Origin of the sequence: Streptomyces javensis (assembly GCF_039525925.1) — a bacterium.
Classification (GTDB): Bacteria; Actinomycetota; Actinomycetes; order Streptomycetales; family Streptomycetaceae; genus Streptomyces; species Streptomyces asiaticus.
Genome location: NZ_BAAAIF010000052.1, coordinates 20,300 through 41,623, shown reverse-complemented (window position 1 = coordinate 41,623; position 21,324 = coordinate 20,300). Strand labels below are relative to the sequence as shown.

Genomic DNA, 21,324 nt, shown 5'->3' with positions numbered 1-21,324 from the left:
AGGACTGACACCTCATGCTCCGTACAGCCCTGCGCAATGTGCTTGCGCACAAGGCCCGGTTGCTGATGACCGTGCTCGCCGTGATGCTCGGCGTGGCCTTCGTCGCCGGCACCCTGGTCTTCACCAACACCATCTCCGACGCCTACCAGAAGAGCTCCCAGAAGGGCTTCAAGGGCGTCGACGTCGCCATCTCCCCCGACAAGAAGGACGACGACTCCGCCAACCCCGGTGACGCGCCCCGGCTGAGCCAGCGGCTGCTGGACCAGGCGTCCAAGGCGCCCGGCGCCGCCTCCGCCTTCGGTGTGGTGAAGGGCTCCTCCGCCCTCGCCGACAAGAAGGGCGACCTGCTCGGCGGCGGCTTCTCCAACCTCGGCGGCAACTACTACCCGGGCCCCGACGGCAAGGACCCCCGGTACAACATGACCGAGGGCCGCGCCCCCAAGGCCGCGGGTGAGGTCGCGCTGGACTCCAGGACCGCCGAGCGCGGCCACTACAAGGCCGGGGACTCCATCCGGGTCTCCGTCGACGGCCCGGTGCGCACCGAGAAGGTCGTCGGCGTCTTCACCACCGACGACGGCAATGTCGCGGCGGGCGGCACCCTCGCGCTCTATGACACGGCCACCGCGCAGAAGCTGTTCGGCAAGCCCGGGCAGTTCGACGAGATCGATGTGAAGGCCGCCGCGGGCACCTCGCAGTCCACCCTGAAGTCGTCGCTCGACAAGATCCTGCCCGAGCAGGCCAAGGCGACCACCGCCAAGAAGCTCGCCAAGGACCAGGCCAAGGCGATCGAAGAGGGCATGAGCAGCATGCAGACCGCGATGCTGGTGTTCGCCGGTATCGCGCTCTTCGTCGGCATCTTCATCATCGTCAACACCTTCTCCATGCTGGTCGCCCAGCGCACCAGGGAGCTCGCCCTGATGCGCGCGGTGGGTGCGACCCGCCGTCAGGTGACCCGTTCGGTGCTGATCGAGGCCACGGTCGTGGGCGCCGTCGCGGCCGTGGTGGGTCTCGCCGCCGGTGTCGGCATCGGCGCCGTGCTGCGCTCGGTGCTCAACTCCACCGGGGCCAACGTCCCGGACGGTCCGCTGATCGTCGCGCCGACCACGGTGCTGGCGTCGGTGGTCGTGGGCGTCGTGGTGACCGTCCTCTCCGCGTGGCTGCCCGGCCGCCGCGCCGCCAAGATCCCGCCGGTCGCCGCGATGAACAGCGTGCACGCCGCGCCGACCACCCGCGGTCTGGTGGTGCGCAACACCATCGGCGCGATCCTCGCCGCGGCCGGTATCGCGATGGTGGTCGCCGGCGCGGGCATGGGCGGCGACGGCCAGGGCCCGATGGCGTTCGGCGCGGCCGTCCTGGTGATCGGCGTCTTCGTGCTCACCCCGCTGCTGTCCCGGCCGCTGATCGCGGCCGCCGGCCCGGTGCTGCGGATCTTCGGGATGCCCGGCAAGCTGGCCCGGCAGAACGCGGTGCGCAACCCGCGCCGCACCGCCGCCACCGCCTCCGCCCTGATGGTGGGTCTCACCCTGATCACCGGTATGACGGTGATCGCCGGATCCATGCAGAAGGGGATCGACAAGATGGCGGCGGACGGGCTGCGGTCCGACTACGTCGTCAGCATGGGTGGGGGCGGCGGGACCGGCGGGCGGCCGCTGTCGCCCGAGGTCTCCAAGACCCTGGCCAAGCTGCCCGAGGTCACCACGATCAGCCCGCTGCGCTCCTCCCCGGCCCGGGTCGCCGGCGACACCGACTCCCTGACGGGTGTCGACCCGAAGGCCATCAAGGACCTGGTGAAGGTGGACTTCACCGAGGGCTCGTTCGCCTCGCTCGGGGGCACCAAGGCCCTCATCGACGACAAGATCGCCGATGAGCACCACTGGAAGGTCGGCTCCACCATCCCGGTGACCTACGAGGACGGCCGCAGCGGCAAGCTGACCGTGGGCGGTGTCTACGAGGGCAACCAGATGATCCGCGGCGTCATGGTCGACAGCGCCACGGTCACCCCGCACATGGCCACCGTCGCCGACTTCCAGGTGATGCTGAAGACCAAGGGCGGCGCCACGGAGCACAACAAGGACCTGCTGAAGAAGACGCTCGGCGACAACCCGGCGATCAAGATCCAGAACAAGCAGGACACCTCGGACGAGATCGCCAGCGCCTTCACCCTGATGCTGAACATGCTCTACGGGCTGCTCGCCATGGCCGTGATCGTCGCCGTGCTCGGTGTCATCAACACCCTGGCGATGTCGGTCTTCGAGCGGTCCAAGGAGATCGGCATGCTGCGGGCGATCGGCCTGGACCGGCCCGGCATCAAGCGGATGGTCCGGCTGGAGTCGCTGGTCATCTCGCTCTTCGGCGGGGTGCTCGGCCTCGGTCTCGGCGTCTTCTTCGGCTGGGCGGCCGGTGAGCTGATCGCCACCGAGCTGCCGAGCTACGAGCTGGTGCTTCCGTGGGCCCGGATGGGGCTGTTCGTGCTGATGGCCGCCTTCGTGGGCGTCATCGCGGCGCTGTGGCCGGCCCGGCGGGCCTCCAAGCTCAACATGCTGGCCGCCATCAAGGCCGAGTAGCCGAGTAGCCGAGCGGGCCGCACAGCGGCGAGCCGGACCCGGGACGTCCCCGTCCGCCCCCCGAGAGGGGCGGGCGGGGACGTCCGCGTCGTGCCCGGTTTCAGCCGCGCCAGTCGCGGGCGCGCAGCGGAAGCCCCGAGGCCCCGCCCTCCGGGGTGCGGACGGCGAGGACCTGGTTGACCCCGATCCGGTTGCGCTCGAAGGAGAGCGCGGAGGCCGCCATGTAGAGCCGCCAGACCCGGGCCCGGCCCGGGGAGGTCAGCCGCACCGCCTGGGTCCAGGACCGCTCCAGGTTGGCGACCCAGCGGCGCAGCGTGAGCGCGTAGTGCTCACGGATGGCCTCCACGTCACGTACCTCGAAGCCCGCCTCCTCCAGCTGGGTCACGGTCCGGCCGACCGGGGCGAGCTCACCGTCGGGGAAGACATAGCGGTCGATGAACTCGTCCACGTGGTACGCCTCTTCGTCCGGCTGGGGGCGCCGGGCGATCTGGTGGTTGAGCAGCCGCCCGCCGGGCCGCAGCAGCCGGTGCAGGATGGCGGTGTACTCGGCGTACCGCACGGCCCCCACGTGCTCGGCCATGCCGATCGAGGAGATGGCGTCGTAGGGCCCGTCCGGGACCTCGCGGTAGTCCTGGACCCGGATCTCCACCTGGTCGGTGAGCCCGGCGTCCGCGATGCGCTTGCGGGCGTACGCCGCCTGCTCCTCGGAGAGCGTGACGCCGACGGCGCGCACCCCGTACTCGCGCGCCGCGTGCAGCACCATCGAGCCCCAGCCGCACCCCACGTCCAGCAGCCGCTGGCCGGGCTTCAGCGCCAGCTTGCGGCAGACCAGGTCCAGCTTGGCGCGCTGGGCGTCCTCCAGTGTGGAGTCCCGGTCCCAGTAGGCGCAGGAGTAGACCATGGAGGGGCCGAGCACCAGCTCGTAGAAGTCGTTGCCGACGTCGTAGTGGTGGCTGATGGCCCTGCGGTCGCGGCGCAGGGAGTGCAGCGGACCGAGGGTCTTCCTGGCCTCCTCGCGCGGCGGGGGCGGCGGCAGCCCGGGCCCGGCGAGCGCGATCATCTCCCGGGCGGCGGTGCGCAGCGCGGGGTCGCTCAGCGCCTGGAGTCCGGTGCGGAGCCGGGACCGCGGCGCGGTGGCGGGGTCGCGCTCCCACAGCAGCCCGGACAGCCGGTCCAGGGCGTCGTACAGATCGCCCTCGACATCGAGGTCCCCGGCGACCCAGGCGCGGGCCAGGCCCAGCTCACCCGGCCGCCACAGGACCCTGCGCAGCGCCCGGCGGCGCCGGATGACCAGGGTGGGCGCGCCGGGCGGACCGGTCTCGCTGTGGTCCCAGGCGCGGACGCGAATCGGGAGAGGGGTTCCCAGCACCTCCTCGGCCAGGGTGGCGATCCGCCCAGCGGCGTCGGCCATTTCGCACCTCCGTGATGGCGAGTCAGGAAGATTCACTCACCACGTAAACACCACGGAACCCGCCGTTCAGTCCCGCCGACACGTCTGGAATCGGCAAAACAGCTTCAAAAGCGGGCCATCGGAGGGCGTCCGAGGGCAGACGTAAGGGCGTCCGCCCCACGGATGGCGGACGCCCTTGGCGTTCAGTCGTACGGTTCGGGCCCGTATGTCCGGACCCGTATGGTCAGGACGCCTTGGCCTTCTCGGCCGGGGCCGCGGGCTTGGCCGCGGTGGCGGCGCTGACCGGGGAGGCGGCCTCGTAGAACTCCTCGCGGGGGTTCTCGATGGCGCCGAGCGAGACGACCTCGCGCTTGAGGAACATCCCCAGCGTCCAGTCGGCGAGCACCCGGATCTTGCGGTTGAAGGTCGGCATGGCCATGCCGTGGTAGCCACGGTGCATGTACCAGGCCAGGCGGCCCTTCAGCTTGATCTTCATCTTGCCGAAGACGATCATCGCGACGCCCTTGTGGAGGCCCAGACCCGCGACGGCCCCCTTGTTGGCGTGCTTGTAGTCCTTCTGCGGGAAGCCCCGCATACCGGAGATCACGTTGTCACCGAGGACCTTGGCCTGGCGCAGCGCGTGCTGGGCGTTCGGCGGGCACCAGGCTCCCTCGCCGGTGGCGAGGTCAGGCACCTGGGCGTTGTCGCCGGCGGCCCAGATGTAGTCGCTGCCCTGGACCTGGAGGCTCGGGGCGGTGTCCACATGGCCGCGCGGGCCGAGCGGGAGGCCGAACCGGGCCAGCGCCGGGTTGGGCTTGACGCCCGCGGTCCACACGATGGTGTTGGAGTCGACCTCGAGGCCGTTCTTGAGGACGACATGGCCGTCGACGCAGGAGTTCATCGAGGTCTCGAGGTAGACCTCGATACCGCGCTTCTGGAGGTGCTCCAGACCCCACTTGCCCAGCTTCGGGCCGACCTCGGGGAGGATCTTGTCGGCGGCGTCGACGAGGACGAAGCGCATGTCCTCGCGCTTGACGTTCGGGTAGTACTTGGCCGCGTCACGGGCCATGTCCTCGACCTCGCCGATGGTCTCCGCGCCGGCGAAGCCACCGCCGACGAAGACGAAGGTGAGCGCCTTGCGGCGGATCTCCTCGTCCGTGGTGGAGTCGGCCTTGTCGAGCTGCTCGAGGACGTGGTTGCGCAGGCCGATGGCCTCCTCGATGCCCTTCATACCGATGCCGTTCTCGGCGAGGCCGGGGATCGGGAAGGTGCGGGAGACCGCGCCGAGGGCGACGACCAGGTAGTCGAAGGGCAGCTCGTACGTCTCGCCGACGAGCGGCTGGATGACGGCGACCTTGCGGTCCTGGTCAATGGTCGACACTCGGCCGGTGAGGACCTCCGCCTTGGGGAGCACGCGCCGCAGCGGAACCACGACGTGGCGCGGGGAGATGCTGCCGGCCGCAGCTTCGGGGAGGAAGGGCTGGTACGTCATGTACGAGCGAGGGTCGACGACCGTGACGGTCGCCTCGCCGTACCGCATCTTCTTCAGAATGCGGCGCGCCGCGTACAAGCCAACGTACCCACCGCCTACAACGAGGATCCTGGGACGCTCCGTGGTGCTCATGATTCGAGTATCCAGCACCCCTTGGGGGGGACCTCGTGAGCCCCTTCACAAGCATGGTGAGGGTATCTGCTACACTCCGCCGCTCCCGTGATGGACGCCATACCAGCACAGCGGAACCATTGGCCGGATCCACCCGTTCCTACCCCTCTGAACAGGGCTTGTGACTGAACGCGCGAGTAGACCAGGCAGTCCGCGCGGAACCACCGAACACCGCCCTGACACCTCACGATCCGGTCAGTTACGGGGCCCGGCCGCCGAAACCGCCCCAGAGCGCCGCATCGGGCGGCCACCAGGCGCCTTTTTCATGTGAAGAGTTTCACGAACTTTCTTGGAGGCGGCTCGCGGAGGGCCCCCGAAGGGGGTTCCGCGGCCGCTCATACGTTATTCCGCCCGCTCAGGCGATGCTCCAGCCGAGCCCGTCGAGGATGTCGTGTTCGCTCACCACGACCTCCTCGGCGCCGGTCCTTTCCATGATCGAAAGCAGGATGAGCGCCCCCGCGCCGATCACGTCGACCCGCCCCGGGTGCATCACCGGGATCTCCGCCCGCTCCGCGTGACTGGAACGGAGCAGCCTGCCCGTGATCTCGCGGACCTGGCCGAGGGTGATCCGGGAGTGGTGGATCGCGGAGGAGTCGTACTCCTTCAGACCCAGCGCGATCCCGGCCACGGTGGTGACCGAACCGGCAAGACCGACCAGCGCGTGGCCGTCCGCGGGACGGCAGGCGCGGCTGAGCGGCACGGTGCGCTCGGCCAGGTCCAGCGCCCGCTCCACATCGGCCCTTATGGCGGCGATCTGATCCTCCGTCGGGGGGTCGGTGATCCGGCCGTCCACCACCAGATGGCGCTCGGTCAGCCGGACGCAGCCGATGTCCACGCTGCGGGCCGCCCGTACGCGGTCGCCGCCCTCGACGAACTCCGTCGAACCGCCGCCGATGTCCACCACCAGATAGGGCCCGGCCACGTGGTCATGGCCGGTGAGCTCCTTGGTGGCCCCGGTGAAGGAGAACTCCGCCTCCTGGTCCCCGGTGATCACCTCGGGCTCCACGCCCAGGATCTCCACGACCCCGCGCACGAACTCCTCGCGGTTCTCGGCGTCCCGGGAGGCGGAGGTGGCCACGAAGCGGACCCGCTCGGCACCCAGCTCACGCACGACCTCCGCGTACTCGCGGCAGGCGGCGAAGGTGCGCTCCAACGCCCCGGGGGCGAGCCGGCCCGTGCGGTCCACGCCCTGCCCCAGCCGGACGATCTTCATCCGGCGGTCGAGCTCGATCAGCTCCCCGGTGGCCGGATCGGCGTCCGCCACCAGGAGCCGGATCGAGTTGGTGCCGCAGTCCACGGCGGCGACGCGGGTCATGCGCTCTCCTCCCGGCTCGGGCCATCGGTGCCGCGGGGGCTCACACACGGGCCCTTGCGCCACCACTCCGGCAGCATCGCGATCGCCTCGTCCCCCAGCGGATTGACCCCGGGGCCGGCCGCGAGGGAGTGGGCCACCAGCACGTGCAGGCACTTCACCCGGTCCGGCATGCCGCCCGCGCTGGGGAAGCCCTGGAGCACCTCGGCGGCGTCGCGGCGCGCGATGTAGTCCTCGTGGGCGGCGCGGTAGGCGGCGGCCAGCTCGGGGTCGGTGCCCAGCCGGGCCGTCATCTCCTTCATCACGCCCTCGGCCTCCAGCGTGCCGATCGCGGACGCGGCGCGCGGACAGGTCAGGTAGTAGAGGGTGGGGAAGGGCGTACCGTCCTCGAGCCGCGGCGCGGTCTCCACGACGTCGGGATTGCCGCAGGGGCAGCGGTGCGCGATCGCACGCAGGCCCCGGGGCACGCGGTTCAGCTGCTCCCGTACGGCGTGGATGTCCGCGTCGGTGGGCGCGGTGGGCTCCGTCTGGGGCGGGGGCGTATCCATCAGTGGGAAAGCTCTTCTTCTTCGTTTCGATTCGAACGCCGGGTGCGGCCGGCGGCCGGAGCGCGGCGCCTCAGCGGCGCGCGCCGCCCGCCCCCGCCGCGTCCGCCGTGTCCACGGCGTCCCAGAGGTTGGTGTACCAGGGGCGGCCGGCCGCGCCCTGGTCGGTGGAGCGCTCGGTGGAGCCGGCGCCGTCCACCACGCTGAAGCCGGTCTCCCCCGGCATCAGGAAGTGCAGCCGCTCCCGGGCCTGCTGCTCGGTGTAGGCGGGGTCGCGCAGCCTGGCCTTCCGCTCCCGCAGCTTCTTCACGTCCTCGCGGGCCCGCTGGGCCTCGTGCCGCTGCTCGGCGATGTCGGAGCGCTGGGAGATGTACTGCCGCATCGGATAGGCGAGCGCCACGACGAGGGAGCAGACGACCAGCGCGAGCAGGGCGGCCCGGCCGGTCAGCCGGCCGCGGCGGCGCTTGGTGCGCACGCGGTAGACCCGGGCGGCGGCGTGCTCGCCGAGCGCCTTGAGCCTGGTCGCGGTGGAGAACCGTTCCCGATCCGCCGGCACGTCGCCTCCCCGGTGATGACTTCGCTTGGATAACGCCGTCGAGCGACGCCGTCCCCGGCCACGGTACGGGACCGCGGCCGGGGACGGGCGTCAGACGTGTCCGCTCAGCCCTTGAAGCGCGGGAAGGCGGAACGGCCCGCGTACACCGCGGCGTCGTCGAGGATCTCCTCGATGCGCAGCAGCTGGTTGTACTTGGCCACCCGCTCGGAGCGGGCCGGGGCACCGGTCTTGATCTGGCCGCAGTTGGTGGCGACGGCCAGGTCGGCGATGGTGACGTCCTCGGTCTCACCGGAGCGGTGCGACATCATGCACTTGTAGCCGTTGCGCTGGGCCAGCTCGACCGCGTCGAGGGTCTCGGTCAGCGAGCCGATCTGGTTGACCTTGACCAGCAGGGCGTTCGCGGTGTCGCTGTCGATACCGCGGGACAGCCGCTCGGGGTTGGTGACGAAGAGGTCGTCCCCGACCAGCTGGACCTTGTCACCGAGCTGCTCGGTGATGGTCTTCCAGCCGTCCCAGTCCTCCTCGTTCAGCGGGTCCTCGATGGAGACCAGCGGGTACGCGGCGACCAGCTCGGCGTAGTACGAGGTCATCTCGGCGGCGGAGCGGGACTGGCCCTCGAACTGGTACGTGCCGTCCTTGTAGAACTCGGAGGCGGCGACGTCCAGCGCGAGCGCGATGTCCTGGCCCGGCTGGTAGCCGGCCTTCTTGACCGCCTCGAGGATCAGGTCGAGGGCCTCGCGGTTGGAGCCGAGGTTCGGCGCGAAGCCGCCCTCGTCGCCGAGCCCGGTGGACAGACCGCGCTCCTTCAGCACGGACTTCAGGGTGTGGTAGACCTCGGCGCCCCAGCGCAGGGCCTCGGAGAAGGACTCCGCGCCGATCGGCGCGATCATGAACTCCTGGATGTCCACATTGGAGTCGGCGTGCGACCCGCCGTTGAGGATGTTCATCATCGGCACCGGCAGCAGATGGGCGTTCGGGCCGCCGAGGTAACGGAAGAGGGGGAGGTCGGACGCCTCGGAGGCGGCGTGCGCGACGGCGAGGGAGACGCCGAGGATCGCGTTGGCACCGAGCGAGGACTTGTCCGGAGTGGCGTCCAGGTCGAACATCGCCTGGTCGATCAGCCGCTGCTCGGTGGCGTCATAGCCGACCAGCTCGGGGCCGATCTGCTCGATCACGGCGAGGACGGCCTTCTCCACGCCCTTGCCGTTGTAGCGGTTCTTGTCGCCGTCACGGAGCTCGAGGGCCTCGAAGGCGCCGGTGGAGGCGCCGGACGGCACGGCGGCACGGCCGGTGCTGCCGTCGTCGAGGCCAACCTCGACCTCGACCGTGGGGTTGCCTCGCGAGTCGAGGATCTCGCGAGCTACGACGACGTCGATGGACGGCACGAGGTTCTCCTTCGTATGGGTCTGCGGTAGCAGCACGAGCCTAACGGGCCGGGAGGGCTGCACCCCGCGTTCGCCCGCCCCACGAGACGGGGGCGCGGCACAAAAGCCGGATTCTGGATTAAAAATCCAGATTTCTTATGCATTGGGAAAGCCCCGGCGGGGCGCGCCATAGGGGCGGCACGCCCGGCCGGGGCTCGTTCTCGGGAGCCGGTGTCAGCGGAGGTGCAGCTGCTGACCCGGGAAGATCAGGTCGGCCTGCTCCACGATGTCCTTGTTCAGCTCGAAGAGCTTCTTCCAGCCGCCCTTGACGTCGTGAGCCTTGGCGATCTTGCCGAGGGTGTCGCCGGACTTGACCTTGTACTCGCCGTCACCCTTCTTGATCGGGCCACGGGTCTGGTGCCGCGCGGCGTGCTCGGGCGCGGTGTGCGGCTGCGCCTTCGGCTGGGCCTTCGGCTGCGCCGGCTGGGCGGCCGGGGCGGACTTGGTGGTCGCCGAGGACTGGTCCTGCGAGCCGGAGGGCGCGGACGGGGCGGACGGGCTGCCGCCGGAGGTCAGGCCCTTGCCGCAGACCGGCCAGGCGCCCTTGCCCTGGCTGCCCAGGACCTTCTCGGCGATCTGGATCTGCTGGGCCTTGCTGGCCTTGTCCGCCGTGGAGGCGTAGGCCGTGCCGCCGTAGGCGGCCCAGGTGGAGCTCGAGAACTGCAAGCCGCCGAAGTAGCCGTTGCCGGTGTTGATCGACCAGTTGCCACCGGACTCGCACTGCGCGACCTGGTCCCACTGGGAGGTGGTGGCCGCGGAGGCGGAGGTCGCCCCGATGAGCGGTGCCGCCACGGCGGCACCGGCGAGACCGGTGAGCGCGGCGATACGGGTGGCCTTGGAGGGGCGGCGGTGCTTCCCGTTGGACTTGAGCATTTTGGTTCGTTTCCTCACCGACGCCTACGAGGTGAGCTGTCGGGTTCGGACGTGAGTTGCCCGGCCGGTCGCGATGGTCGCTCCCGGCTTCACCCCTAGCCGACAAGCCCGTATCCACAGGCCACTCGGCACCTACCTTGGGTCCCCCGCTCCTGCCTTCGGCGCTGACGCGTCGGTTTCCCCCCGACCGCCGGCAGGATTCGGCGTGACGATCGACGGTGCCCGCGGTGGCGAGCGGAAAGACGTTAAACACACCTTCCAAGAACGTTCAAACACCCCAAGGGCAGTGAATGGGGCTGTAATTGATCTCACCCGGCCCACATCGACGCAGGTGGGGCCGGGTGAGGAGGGATCGGACACCAGGTGCGCCCCGGAAAATGTGACGAGATGTATGTCTCACCGGGTCCAGATCGGGCAATTCCCCCCGAATCACTGCTCCCTGATGGTGAGGTCAAGTCGCTGACCAGGGATGATCAGATCGGGGTCGGTCCCGATGAGGTCCTCGTTGGACTCGTAGAGCCCTTCCCAACCCCGGGACACATTCTGGTGCTCGGCGATCCCTGACAGGTTGTCACCCGGGCGAACAGTGTAATCGTCGTCCGTGGAGCTCTCGTCGCGGTCCGAAGCGCCGCGCGAGGCATGGCGCCCGGAGGGCCGTTCGCTCCCCGCGTCGCCGTCGTCGGCCCCCTCCCCGGCGTCCGGGGCGCCGCGGTGGCGGCCGGAGGACGACGGGTCGGCGGAGGAGGTCTTGGAGTCGTCCGACGCCGAGGGGCTGTCCGAGTCCGAGGGGCCGCCCGAATCCGCACCGTCCGCCGCCGGGTCGTCCGAGGCGGAGCCGTCCAACCCGTCGGGGGACTTGGAGGTGCGGGGCGCCTCCCGGCCCTCGTCCGACCCGGACGCGTCCGGCGCGTCCGGCGCGTCCGGCTTGTCCGCGCCGCCGGACGTCCCCGAACGGTCCGCGTCCGAGGAGGAGCCGTCCCGCCCCCGGTCCCCCGGGTCGTCCCCGTCGCGGCCCGTCCCCGGATCCGGGGTGGCCGTGCTGCCGGGGTCCACATCGGGGGCGCCGCCGCCGTCGGTGAGCCCGGCGCCCAGCGCACAGCTCGGCCAGGCGTCGGGGCCGCGGTCGCCGAGGATCGCCTCGGCGACGGATATCTGCTGGGAGCGGCTGGCGAGGTCGGGGCGCGGGGCGTACTCCGTGCCGCCGTACTTCTTCCACATGTCGAGGGTCAGCTGGAGCCCGCCGTAGAAGCCGTTGCCCTCGTTGGCGCTCCACATACCGCCGCTCTCGCACTCGGCGACGTGATCCCAGGTGGCGGTCTGGGCGGCCTGTGCGCCGGCCGCCCCGAAGAGGGGGATGGCGAGGCCCGCTCCCGTGACCCCCGCCGCGACGATGATGGCCGGAGCCTGACGGGGGCGACGGTGTCGACCATTACCGGAACGCATGCGATTGACCTCTCCTATGGCGCTATGGCGCTATGGCGACAAGGTTTGCCGGTGAACATAGCGAGGGCACTCGATCATCACAAGGCGATGTATCCCAGGTCACGCCGAGGTCACACGACTGATCATTCATCACCTATGTCCGGCCGTACGGGCCTTGGCGGTCCGGACCACCCGTTTCGCCGGGCTCAGCCGTCCGCGGAATTCCAGGTCACCGGGAGGGTGCGCAGCCCGCGCATGATCAGCCCGCCGCGCCACCGCAGATCGTCCGGATCCTCCGCGAGCCGCAGCCCGGGCAGCCGCCGCAGCAGGGTGGCGATCGCGGTCTGGGCCTCCAGCCGGGCCAGCGGGGCGCCCAGACAGTAATGGATGCCGTGGCCGTAGCCGAGGTGCTGGTTGTCCCGGCGGGTGAGATCGAGGACGTCCGGCTCCGCGAACCGCTCGGGGTCCCGGTCGGCCGCGGCGAGCACCACCAGCACCGGCTCCCCCGCGGCGATGGGCTGCCCGGCGAGGGTGAGCGGCTCGGTGGCGAACCGCCAGGTGGCGATCTCCACAGGTCCGTCGTAGCGGAGCAGTTCCTCGACCCCGGCGGCGAGCAGCCGCTCGTCCCCTTCTTCCAGGGCCCGTTGCATGAGGGCGCGCTGCTCCGGATGGCGCAGCAGCGCGTAGACGCCGTTGCCGATGAGATTGACGGTCGTCTCGAAGCCGGCGAAGAGAAGGATGAAGGCCATGGCCGCGGCCTCGTTCTCGGTGAGGTGCTCACCGTGGTCGCTGGCCCGGATCAGGCCGGAGATCAGATCCTCCCCGTCCTCTTCTTCCCCGCGCTCCGCGAGCTCCAGGCGCTTGCGGTGGATCAGCTCGCCCAGATAGGCCCGGATCCGCTTCACCGCGCGGGCCACTCCGCCGCGCGGGCCGCCGCCGTGCCGGATCATCGCGCCCGCCCAGTCCCGGAAGTCGTCCTGGTCCTCGCGCGGCACCCCGAGCAGATCGCAGATGGCGTAGATGGGGAGGGGAAAGGCGAACTCATGGATGAGGTCCGCCTCTCCCCTCTCTTCGAAGGCGTCGATGAGCTGATCGGTGAGGGTCTGCACCCGGGGGGTGAACGCGGCCACCCGGCGCGGGGTGAACGCCTTCGACACCAGCCGCCGCAGCCGGGTGTGGTCGGGAGGGTCGATATTGAGCAGATGTGTCATCAGCTCGGCCCGGCGTTCGCCCGGGATGCCCACCTTGCCCTTGGCGTGGGCCGCCGCGCTGTGCCGCTGGGGGTTCTTCGAGAGCCGGGGATCGGCAAGCGCCTTCCTGGCGTCGGCGTAGCGGGTCACCAGCCAGGCGTCCACACCGCTGGGCAACGTGGTCCGGTGCACCGGGGCGTGTTCGCGTAGCCAGGCGTACGCGGGGTAGGGATCGCTGGCGAACTCCCAGGTGAAGAGGGTGGGAGCGGAGCTGTCACAGGGCTGTTCCGACACCCCCCGACGATACCGGCGAGGGGCCGCTCTCCCCCGGCCTGTCGGAAGTAACCGCAGACAAGAGAAATAAGGGAATAAGCAGAACAAAGAGAATAAGGGAGTCATGACCGGGATGAATGTCTAGCGGAATTCCCCGTTCATCTCCACACACCCTTCACCACCCACGCACAGCCGGGGCCGAATGCCCGGATATCTGATGGCTGGGACCGCCGTTCGGCGGATGCCCGTGCCGCCCCGTTACGATCCCCCGGGACATGCCCTGACGTCGGTCAACGCGGTGAACTGGGGGTGTGGCTGAAACGACGTCAGGTGAACGAATGGGACTGGGGCACATGCACGGGGCCCAGTGATACCGGTGATACGATCACCGCGCTTGCCAGGCGAGCCAAGGGCGCGTAAGACACACGGCGATCCGGCGCATCACGCCGAGAGGATCCCACTCTGAGGAGCATTATGCCGCCAGTCGGGCATACGGAGCCGTTCCGGCGCACCGACGCCTGTGCGCTGCCGTCGGCAAGACGAGTGCGATGTCCCCGGAACCCGCGGGCGCCGTACGGGCGCTGACTTACCGCCGCCCCGACCATTCCAGACGCATAACGCACCACACCTCCCTAAAGTCCCTGGCGGTCTAGTCGTTTAAAGAGAGTCTCAATGACGCAATATCTACAGGATCCAGCGCTCTGGGCCCTGATCGCTGGCACGCCTCTCGCCGCAACCGCCATTGTCCGCGGGCGAAAGGCGCGAGCGAATCTGCGCCAGGAGAAGGCGGAGCTAGAGAAACGCGCGGCCGACCTCGAGAACAATTACGCCGAGGCGGTACAGGAGGCCCACAACCGCGCCGAAGAGGCCACCAAGAGCGCCCTGAAGTCCGCCATGCGTACCCTCCAGGGCCTCGCCAACGAGCAGCAGCTGGCCATCTCCAAGACACAGGACAAGTACGGCGAGCACCAGCTCCTCCAGGACCTCCTGGAGATCGACCACATGAACTCGCAGTTCGGTCGGCGTGCGCAGTCCATCGCGGTGCTCTGTGACGGCTGGCTGGGCCGGCAGCGGGCCGTCGCCTCGGTCTACGACGTGGTGCGCAGCGCCAAGGGCCGCATCCGCCACTACACCCGGGTGGAAATCCGCTCGCAGAGCAATTTCGCCCTGGTCAGCCGGGCCGTGGAACCGGTCGCGCTGGCGCTGGCCGAGCTTTTGGACAACGCGACCAGTTACTCCGCGCCCGACTCGCCCATCGACATCACCATCCGCACCGTCCCCAAGGGTGTCTGCGTCATCATCGACGACGCCGGCGTCGGTATGAACGAGGAGGAGAAGAACCGGGCGGACAAGCTGCTCTCGGCCACCCACGCCACCGGTGTAACGGGACTGGGCAATCCGCCGCAGTTCGGTTTCGCGGTGATCGGTGTGCTCGCCGCGCGCTATGGCTTCACGGTGTCCGTCGATTCGGCCTCTCCGTACGGTGGTGTTCGCGCGGTCGTGCTTCTCCCCGAGGACCTTCTGACCAATATGCCCGAGCCGGAAGAGCAGCCGACGACCCACGCTCCCGCAGCGGCCGAGCAGCCGGAGCCGAGCGTTTCCACCATGGCCGGTTCCACCGTGAGCGGTTCTACCGTGAGCGGTTCCACCGCGGGGGGCCTGCCCAAGCGTCGCCGTAAGGGCGCGATTTCCATCGTCCCGAGAGCGGACACCACTGCCGCGGCCCGGACGAGCGAGGAAACCGCATCGATCATGGGCGCGTTCCAGCGCGGCACTCAGTCCGGCCGCTCAGCAGCAAACCCGAACAGGGAAGGGCATGATCCTCAGTGAACAACGACCTGTCATGGATGCTTGAGAGCGCCCTGGAAGTACCAGGGGCTCGTCATGCGATCCTGGTTTCCGCCGACGGTCTGCTGATGGCCCGTTCTCAAGAGGTCAAAAAGGACGAGGCCGACACCGTCGCGGCGGCGATGAGCGGCATTCAGTCGCTGAGCCGCACCATGGCCGGCTTCTGCGGTGGCCCCCATATGACGTGGCGCCAGACCCTGGTCGAGTTCGACGGTGGCTGGGTCTTCCTCATCTCCGCGGGTGAGGGCGCGTATCTGGCGGTCTCCTCGGCGCCCGACGTCGACATGGCCGACATCACCTTCCGGATGCAGCAGCTCGTCGGGCAGCTCGGCAAGGCGCTGACCACACCACCGCGCGAAAACACCGGAATTCAGGCATGACGGCGCCAGGCGAGCAGGAGCCCGAATCCGCTCAATTAGTGCGACCGTACGTCATCACCAACGGTCGAGGGCTTCCGGAGAACGACCAGTTCAACCTGATCACGCTGGTCACCGCCTCCGAGGAGAGACCCCCCAGCCATCTCGACCCGGAGAAGCGCGGGCTCCTGGAGCTGTGCTCGGGTGGTTATCTCTCGGTCGCGGAGATAGCCGGACACATGGGACTTCCGATCGGCATCGTGAAGGTCCTGCTGTCCGATCTCTCCACGGACGGATACCTCGTCACCCGCGCACCCGCGCCTCCCGCGCAGCTTGTCGACGTTTCGCTCCTTCAGGAGGTGCTGGATGGGCTCCAGGCCCGTTTCGGATGATGACGTCTATCTGAACGAAGCGGTGCAGATCGCGGCCAAGATCCTGGTCGTGGGGCATTTCGCGGTCGGAAAGACGACGTTCATCGGCACCATGTCCGAGATTCCTCCGCTGCGCACCGAGGAGCGGATGACTCAGGCCGGAGCCCAAGTCGACGACCTCATGGGCACCCGGGGCAAGACCACGACCACCGTGGCCATGGACTTCGGTCGGCTCACGCTCAGCGACAGACTTGTCCTGTATCTCTTCGGCACGCCCGGACAGGAGCGCTTCGTCCAGGTGTGGGAGGACATGACCCGAGGCGCTCTCGGGGCACTGATCCTCGTCGATCCCGAACGGCTCAAGGAATCCTTCCCGGTGATCGACCTGGTGGAGCACTACGGACTGCCCTATGCGATTTCCGTCAACCACTTCGACGGCACGCCGGCCCGCCCCGACGACGAATTGCGCGAGGCGCTCGACCTGCTGCCCGAGACCCCGATCGTCACCTGTGACGCACGTGACGAGAAGTCATCGGCCAACGCGCTGATAACGCTTGTCCGTTACCTACAGGAACGTACCCGCTAGGAGCACCTGATGAACATGCAATCGGATTTTCCGGCGGCGCCACCACCCGGCTGCCCCGCCCATGGCAGTGGCAAGCGGGTGCCGCTGTACGGGACGGAGTTCGCCGCCGATCCGGGTGCCTATTACACCTATATGCGCTCGTACGGCCCGACCGCGCCGGTGGAGCTCTCCCCGGGCGTCGAGGCCACGCTGGTCACGGACTACTCGGCGGCGCTCCAGCTGCTACAGAACCCGGACACCTTCCGGAAGGACTCGCGCCGCTGGCGTGACTACAACGAGGGCAAGGTCACCCGGGACAATCCGGTCGTCCCGTTGCTGGAGTACCGGCCGAACTGCATGTTCACCGACGGAGCCGAGCATATGCGGCTGCGGCAGGCGGTGACCGACAGCCTGGCCCGGGTGGATACGCACCGGCTGAGCCGCCACGTCGAACGCGTCGCGGACTATCTGATGGACCAGTTCCTCTCCCGCGGCTCGGCCGATCTGCTCAACGATTATGCCAAACTGCTGCCGCTGTTTGTTTTCAATGAGCTTTTTGGATGCCCGGCGGAGATCGGCGACCGGGTCATCTTCGGCATCTCCGGTATTTTTGACGGAATCAATGCGGAGAAGGCGAACGAGGTGCTCGGCCAGAGCGTCGGCGAACTCGTCGCATTGAAGCGCAAGCAGCCCGGTGACGATGTCACCTCCTGGCTTATGCAGCACCATGCCCAGCTGAATGATGAGGAAATGGCTCATCAGCTGGTGCTGCTGCTGGGTGCCGGTGCCGAGCCGCAGCGGAATCTCATCGCCAATGCGCTGCTGCTATTGCTCTCGGACGAGCGGTACGCGGGGGCCGGACTGCTGGTCGAGGACGCCCTCGACGATGTGCTGTGGAACAGCCCGCCGATGGCCAATTACGCTCCGCATTACCCGGTGACCGATGTGGACTTCGCCGGGACCCGGCTGCGGGCGGGTGAGCTGGTGCTGATCTCCATCGCGGCCGCGAACAGCGACCCCGCGCTGTCCGCCTCCCGGCAGCAGCTCAGCAAGCGCGCTCACCTGGCATGGAGCGCCGGTCCGCACGCCTGCCCGGCCAAGGACACCTCTCAGCTCATCGGTGTGGTGGCCATCGAGAAACTACTCAACAAGCTGCCGGACATCGAGCTCGCGGTGCCCGAGTCGAGCCTGACCTGGCGCCCCGGCCCATTCAACCGAGGGCTGACCGCGCTGCCTGCCCGATTCACTCCGATACGTACGGAAAAACAGCCCGTTACGCAGCAACAGATCCCCACGGGCGACCATCGCGCCCACGCCCAGAATAAGCAGGAGAAGGGCGGCTTGTGGAGTTCGTTCCTCTCATGGTGGCGAGCGTGATATAGGTCACATCGGGAACCCATTTCATACCGCATGAATGTTCAACTGAACGGGTAGGCAGTGTTGCGCAATTTATGTTGGCCAAAATCTAAGAGGAGCTGTCGTGAGGTCTCCCGCCGCCGGCGACATCACTGTCGGTCGACGATCAGCGGTACCACTCATATCCCGACCGCACCCCCACACCCGCGGCCAATCGAACACCTACCCTAATTTCGCGGACCCACACGCGATGGGAGCCCAGATACCCGCCCCCCGGGGCGGGTATCTTCTCGTGGTACGGCAAAACCGGGTATCCCCACCGCCTAAACCAAAACAGCCGTTCCTCTCGATTCAGCGGGAGGTTCGATGAACGGATTCAGTTCGGGTGAGGCACTGCTCGGTGACCTCGCCACGGGCCAGCTGACCCGGCTGTGCCACGTGGCGGGGCTGAGCGAGGCCGATACGGCCGCGTACACGGGTGTACTGATCGAGAGTCTGGGGGCCACGGCCGGACGGCCGCTGGCACTGCCGCCCCCGTCCCACACCTTCCTCTCCGACGACCACAGCCCCGTCGAGTTCTCCCTGGCCTTCCTGCCGGGCCAGACCCCGGACCTGCGGGTGCTGGTGGAGCCGGGCTGCTCCAGCGGGGACGACCTGGCGGAGAACGGCCGGGCCGGCCTGCGATCAATTCACGCCATGGCGGACCGCTGGGGGTTCTCGACCGACCAGCTCGACCGGATCGAGGACCTGTTCCTCCCACCGTCCCCCGAGGGCCCAATGGCCCTGTGGTGCGCCCTGGAGCTCCGCCCCGGCGGCGTCCCCGGGGTCAAGGTCTACCTCAACCCCTCGGCGAACGGCGCCGACCGGGCCGCCGAGACGGTCCGCGAGGCACTGGCGAGGCTGGGCCACGGCCAAGCGTTCGACTCGCTGCCCCGGGCGGAGGGCTTCCCGTTCTTCGCCCTGGACCTCGGCGACTGGGACGCCCCGCGGGTGAAGGTCTACCTCAGGCACCCCGGGATGTCCCCCGCCGAGGCGGGTTCCCTGCCCCGGATGACCCCCGCACCGGGCCGGGAGGGGCTGGAGGAGTTCTTCCGCACCGTCGGCGACTTCCCCGCCGGGGACCTCGCCGACGCCGACGGCGCCGACCGGCTCACCGGGCGCCCCGCCCTCACCTGCCACTCCTTCACGGAGACGGCGACCGGGCTGCCCAGCGGATACACGCTCCACGTGCCCGTCCGCGACTACGTCCGGCACGACGGCGAGGCGCGGGAGCGGGCCGTGGCCGTGCTGCGCGGCAATGACATGGACAGCGCGGCCCTCGACCGGGCGCTGGCCGCCGTGAGTCCGCGTCCCCTCGGCGACGGCGTGGGCCTGATCGCCTATCTGGCCCTGGTCCACCAGCGCGGCCGGCCGCGGCGGGTGACCGTCTACGTCTCCTCCGAGGCGTACGAGACCCGGCCGCCCCGCGAGCCGGTCCCCACCCGGGACCGGGTGCGGGCCCGGCTCTGAACCCCGCCGGTACCTCGAACACCGAGCACGCCGAGCACGCCGAGCACGCCGGGACACGAACTCCGGGACACCGGACTCCGGGACACCGGACTCCGGGACACCGCACGCCGAGCACGCGGAAACACCGAACGACGAACAGACAGGAAGCAGGGGCAGCGTGGAGCCGTACAGGATCAAGGTTGTCGAACCGATACCCGTCACCACACGGCAGCAGCGCGAAGCGGCGCTGAAGCGTGTCAACTACAACCTCTTCGACCTGCGCGCCGAAGAGGTGACCATCGATCTGCTCACCGACTCGGGCACCGGGGCGCTGTCCGCCGCCCAGCTCGCCGCCGGGATGGCGGGCGACGAGTCCTACTCGGGCTCCCGCTCGTTCTACCGGTTCCACGAGACGGTCACCGAGCTCACCGGCTACGCCCATATCCTCCCCGCCCACCAGGGGCGCGCCGCCGAGCGCGTGCTGTTCACCACCCTGCTGGAGCGCGGCGACCTCGTGCTGTCGAACACCCACTTCGACACCACCCGGGCCAATGTCGAGCTGAACCAGGCCGAGGCGCGCGACCTGCCGTGCCCCGAGGCCAGGAACCTCGACAGCACCGACCCGTTCAAGGGCAACATCGACCTGGACGCGCTCGCCCGGACGCTGTCCGGGCCCGATGGCTCCCGGGTCGCCGTGGTCGTCATGACCATCACCAACAACGGCGGCGGCGGACAGCCCGTGTCCATGGAGAACCTCAAGCGGACGGCCGCCCTGTGCCGTCAGTACGGGGTGCCGCTCTTCCTGGACGCGGCCCGGTTCGCCGAGAACGCCTGGCTGGTCACCCGCCATGAGCACGGCTACCGCGACCGCACCCCGCGGCAGGTCGCGGAGGAGGCGTTCCGCCTGGCGGACGGCTGCATGATGAGCGCCAAGAAGGACGGCATCGTCCACATCGGCGGCTTCATCGGCACCAACGACCCGGAGCTCGCCCAGAAGTGCGAGCTGCTCCTCATCGCCACCGAGGGGTTCGCGACCTACGGCGGTCTGGCCGGACGCGACCTCGACATGATGGCGCAGGGGCTGACCGAGGTGACCGAGCCGAGCTATCTCGCCGAGCGCGCCGAGATCGCCTCCCACCTGGCCCACCGGGTCCGCGCCGCGGGCGTGGACATCGTGGAGCCGCCGGGCATGCACGCGCTCTACCTCAACGCCGGTCGGCTGCTGCCGCACATCCCGCCGCACAACTACCCCGGCCACGCCCTGGCCTGCCAGCTCTACCTGGAGGGCGGCATCCGCTCGGCCGAGCTGGGGTCGCTCTACCTCGGTGAGGAGGACGAGCACGGCAACCCGATCAAGAGCGCGCCGTACGAGCTGGTCAGGCTCGCCCTGCCGCGCCGGGTCTACACCCGCAGCCACTACGACCACGTGGGCGAGACGCTCGCGAGGATCGCCAAGAACGCGGACCAGGTGTACGGCTTCCGGATCACCGAGCAGTCCCCGATCCTGCGCCACTTCCGCGCCACGCTGGAGCCGGTGCCCGTCAGGCGCTGACCTCCGTACGACCGCGCGCGGGCCCGGCACCGGACACCACGGTTGCCGGGCCCGCGTCGTACGTACGTCTCGCGCGTCCGGCCTCGTACGCCTCAGCCGTTGCCGAACGAGCCGCTGCTGCCCTCGCGCCAGTTGGGCCGGTCCTCGGTGCCGCGCTTGCCGGAGTCGCGGGTGCCGGGGCCGCCCAGCTCGGACGGGAACCGGCGGCGGCCGTCCCGATCCACCTCGTGGGGCTCACGGTTCTGGGTGACATAGCCGACGCTGTCCTCGTCGTCCTGGTGCCCCGGGCCATGGCCCGCCGCCCGCGCCTCGTGGTCGGCCTCCTTGGCCGTCTGCCAGGAACCGGCGCGGCGCTGCGGCCGCTGGGGCGGGACCGGCTCACGGGCCCGTATCCGGATCCCCCACCACACGGCCCCGAAGCACAGGATCACGACCACCAGCCCGACGATGAACGGCCCCGTACCGACCAGCAGGTCCCGGGACACGGCGAGATCCTCGGTGTACGTATCCATGGCGACCGGGTACCCGGACCCGCCCGGATATCACTCCGGCCCCATGGGCGTCACCTACGGCCCC

The 21,324-nt window shown here is 69.4% G+C and carries 18 protein-coding genes and 1 riboswitch; of the genes, 8 read left to right on the top strand and 10 right to left on the bottom strand.

The annotated features are described in order from the left end of the window. Window positions 1–14: 14 nt before the first annotated feature. Window positions 15–2,564, top strand: a complete 2,550-nt coding sequence (locus ABD329_RS34010; RefSeq protein ID WP_198277874.1) for an ABC transporter permease — start codon at window positions 15–17, stop codon at window positions 2,562–2,564. A gap of 100 nt (window positions 2,565–2,664) precedes the next feature. On the opposite strand, the gene ABD329_RS34005 is transcribed toward ABD329_RS34010, so the two are convergent. From ABD329_RS34005 to ABD329_RS33965, 9 genes are all read right to left on the bottom strand, one after another. Further along, window positions 2,665–3,975 carry an SAM-dependent methyltransferase gene (locus tag ABD329_RS34005; RefSeq protein ID WP_198277875.1) on the bottom strand — a complete coding sequence of 437 codons (1,311 nt, stop codon included), beginning with the start codon at window positions 3,973–3,975 and terminating at the stop codon, window positions 2,665–2,667. 223 nt (window positions 3,976–4,198) lie between these two features. Then, the gene (locus ABD329_RS34000) at window positions 4,199–5,578 is read right to left on the bottom strand and encodes an NAD(P)/FAD-dependent oxidoreductase (protein WP_198277876.1); all 1,380 of its coding nucleotides are present in this window, start codon (window positions 5,576–5,578) and stop codon (window positions 4,199–4,201) included. A 394-nt stretch (window positions 5,579–5,972) separates the two neighbouring features. Further along, window positions 5,973–6,932, bottom strand: coding sequence for a Ppx/GppA phosphatase family protein (locus tag ABD329_RS33995; protein ID WP_198277877.1), 960 nt, complete (start codon window positions 6,930–6,932; stop codon window positions 5,973–5,975). Next, a complete protein-coding gene (locus tag ABD329_RS33990) occupies window positions 6,929–7,477 on the bottom strand; it encodes a DUF501 domain-containing protein (protein WP_198277878.1) in 549 nt (182 codons plus the stop codon). Before ABD329_RS33990 ends, ABD329_RS33995 begins: the two co-directional genes overlap by 4 nt. 70 nt (window positions 7,478–7,547) lie before the next feature. Then, the gene (locus ABD329_RS33985) at window positions 7,548–8,030 is read right to left on the bottom strand and encodes an FtsB family cell division protein (protein WP_198277879.1); all 483 of its coding nucleotides are present in this window, start codon (window positions 8,028–8,030) and stop codon (window positions 7,548–7,550) included. A 104-nt stretch (window positions 8,031–8,134) separates the two neighbouring features. Continuing rightward, window positions 8,135–9,415, bottom strand: coding sequence for a phosphopyruvate hydratase (gene eno / locus ABD329_RS33980; protein WP_086884820.1), 1,281 nt, complete (start codon window positions 9,413–9,415; stop codon window positions 8,135–8,137). Between the two features lie 213 nt (window positions 9,416–9,628). After that, complete coding sequence (locus ABD329_RS33975; protein ID WP_198277880.1) at window positions 9,629–10,327, bottom strand: LysM peptidoglycan-binding domain-containing protein; 699 nt, start codon at window positions 10,325–10,327, stop codon at window positions 9,629–9,631. A 6-nt stretch (window positions 10,328–10,333) separates the two neighbouring features. Beyond that, window positions 10,334–10,501: riboswitch (cyclic di-AMP (ydaO/yuaA leader) on the bottom strand. A 255-nt stretch (window positions 10,502–10,756) separates the two neighbouring features. Then, window positions 10,757–11,770, bottom strand: a complete 1,014-nt coding sequence (locus ABD329_RS33970; RefSeq protein WP_344317367.1) for a transglycosylase family protein — start codon at window positions 11,768–11,770, stop codon at window positions 10,757–10,759. Between the two features lie 185 nt (window positions 11,771–11,955). After that, complete coding sequence (locus ABD329_RS33965) at window positions 11,956–13,233, bottom strand: cytochrome P450 family protein (protein ID WP_198277356.1); 1,278 nt, start codon at window positions 13,231–13,233, stop codon at window positions 11,956–11,958. 651 nt (window positions 13,234–13,884) lie between these two features. Between ABD329_RS33965 and ABD329_RS33960 the strand changes: the two genes are divergently transcribed. From ABD329_RS33960 to ABD329_RS33930, 7 genes are all read left to right on the top strand, one after another. Next, window positions 13,885–15,042 carry a sensor histidine kinase gene (locus tag ABD329_RS33960; RefSeq protein ID WP_198277357.1) on the top strand — a complete coding sequence of 386 codons (1,158 nt, stop codon included), beginning with the start codon at window positions 13,885–13,887 and terminating at the stop codon, window positions 15,040–15,042. Beyond that, window positions 15,039–15,440: a roadblock/LC7 domain-containing protein gene (locus ABD329_RS33955; RefSeq protein WP_037954446.1), complete on the top strand. Its 402-nt coding sequence runs from the start codon at window positions 15,039–15,041 to the stop codon at window positions 15,438–15,440. Before ABD329_RS33960 ends, ABD329_RS33955 begins: the two co-directional genes overlap by 4 nt. Further along, window positions 15,437–15,808 (top strand): DUF742 domain-containing protein, encoded by a 372-nt coding sequence (locus tag ABD329_RS33950; protein WP_164434928.1) that lies wholly within the window; start codon window positions 15,437–15,439, stop codon window positions 15,806–15,808. The genes ABD329_RS33955 and ABD329_RS33950 overlap by 4 nt, the downstream gene beginning before the upstream one ends. Continuing rightward, a complete protein-coding gene (locus tag ABD329_RS33945; protein WP_198277358.1) occupies window positions 15,783–16,373 on the top strand; it encodes a GTP-binding protein in 591 nt (196 codons plus the stop codon). Before ABD329_RS33950 ends, ABD329_RS33945 begins: the two co-directional genes overlap by 26 nt. A gap of 9 nt (window positions 16,374–16,382) precedes the next feature. Beyond that, entirely contained in the window at window positions 16,383–17,729 is a 1,347-nt protein-coding gene (locus ABD329_RS33940) for a cytochrome P450 (RefSeq protein ID WP_138915271.1), read from the top strand. Window positions 17,730–18,074: 345 nt separating this feature from the next. Further along, window positions 18,075–19,217: a tryptophan dimethylallyltransferase family protein gene (locus ABD329_RS33935; RefSeq protein ID WP_198277359.1), complete on the top strand. Its 1,143-nt coding sequence runs from the start codon at window positions 18,075–18,077 to the stop codon at window positions 19,215–19,217. Between the two features lie 157 nt (window positions 19,218–19,374). Continuing rightward, entirely contained in the window at window positions 19,375–20,748 is a 1,374-nt protein-coding gene (locus ABD329_RS33930) for a tryptophanase (RefSeq protein ID WP_198277360.1), read from the top strand. A 92-nt stretch (window positions 20,749–20,840) separates the two neighbouring features. On the opposite strand, the gene ABD329_RS33925 is transcribed toward ABD329_RS33930, so the two are convergent. Then, window positions 20,841–21,260 (bottom strand): DUF6479 family protein, encoded by a 420-nt coding sequence (locus ABD329_RS33925; RefSeq protein ID WP_198277361.1) that lies wholly within the window; start codon window positions 21,258–21,260, stop codon window positions 20,841–20,843. Between the last annotated feature and the right edge of the window lie 64 nt (window positions 21,261–21,324).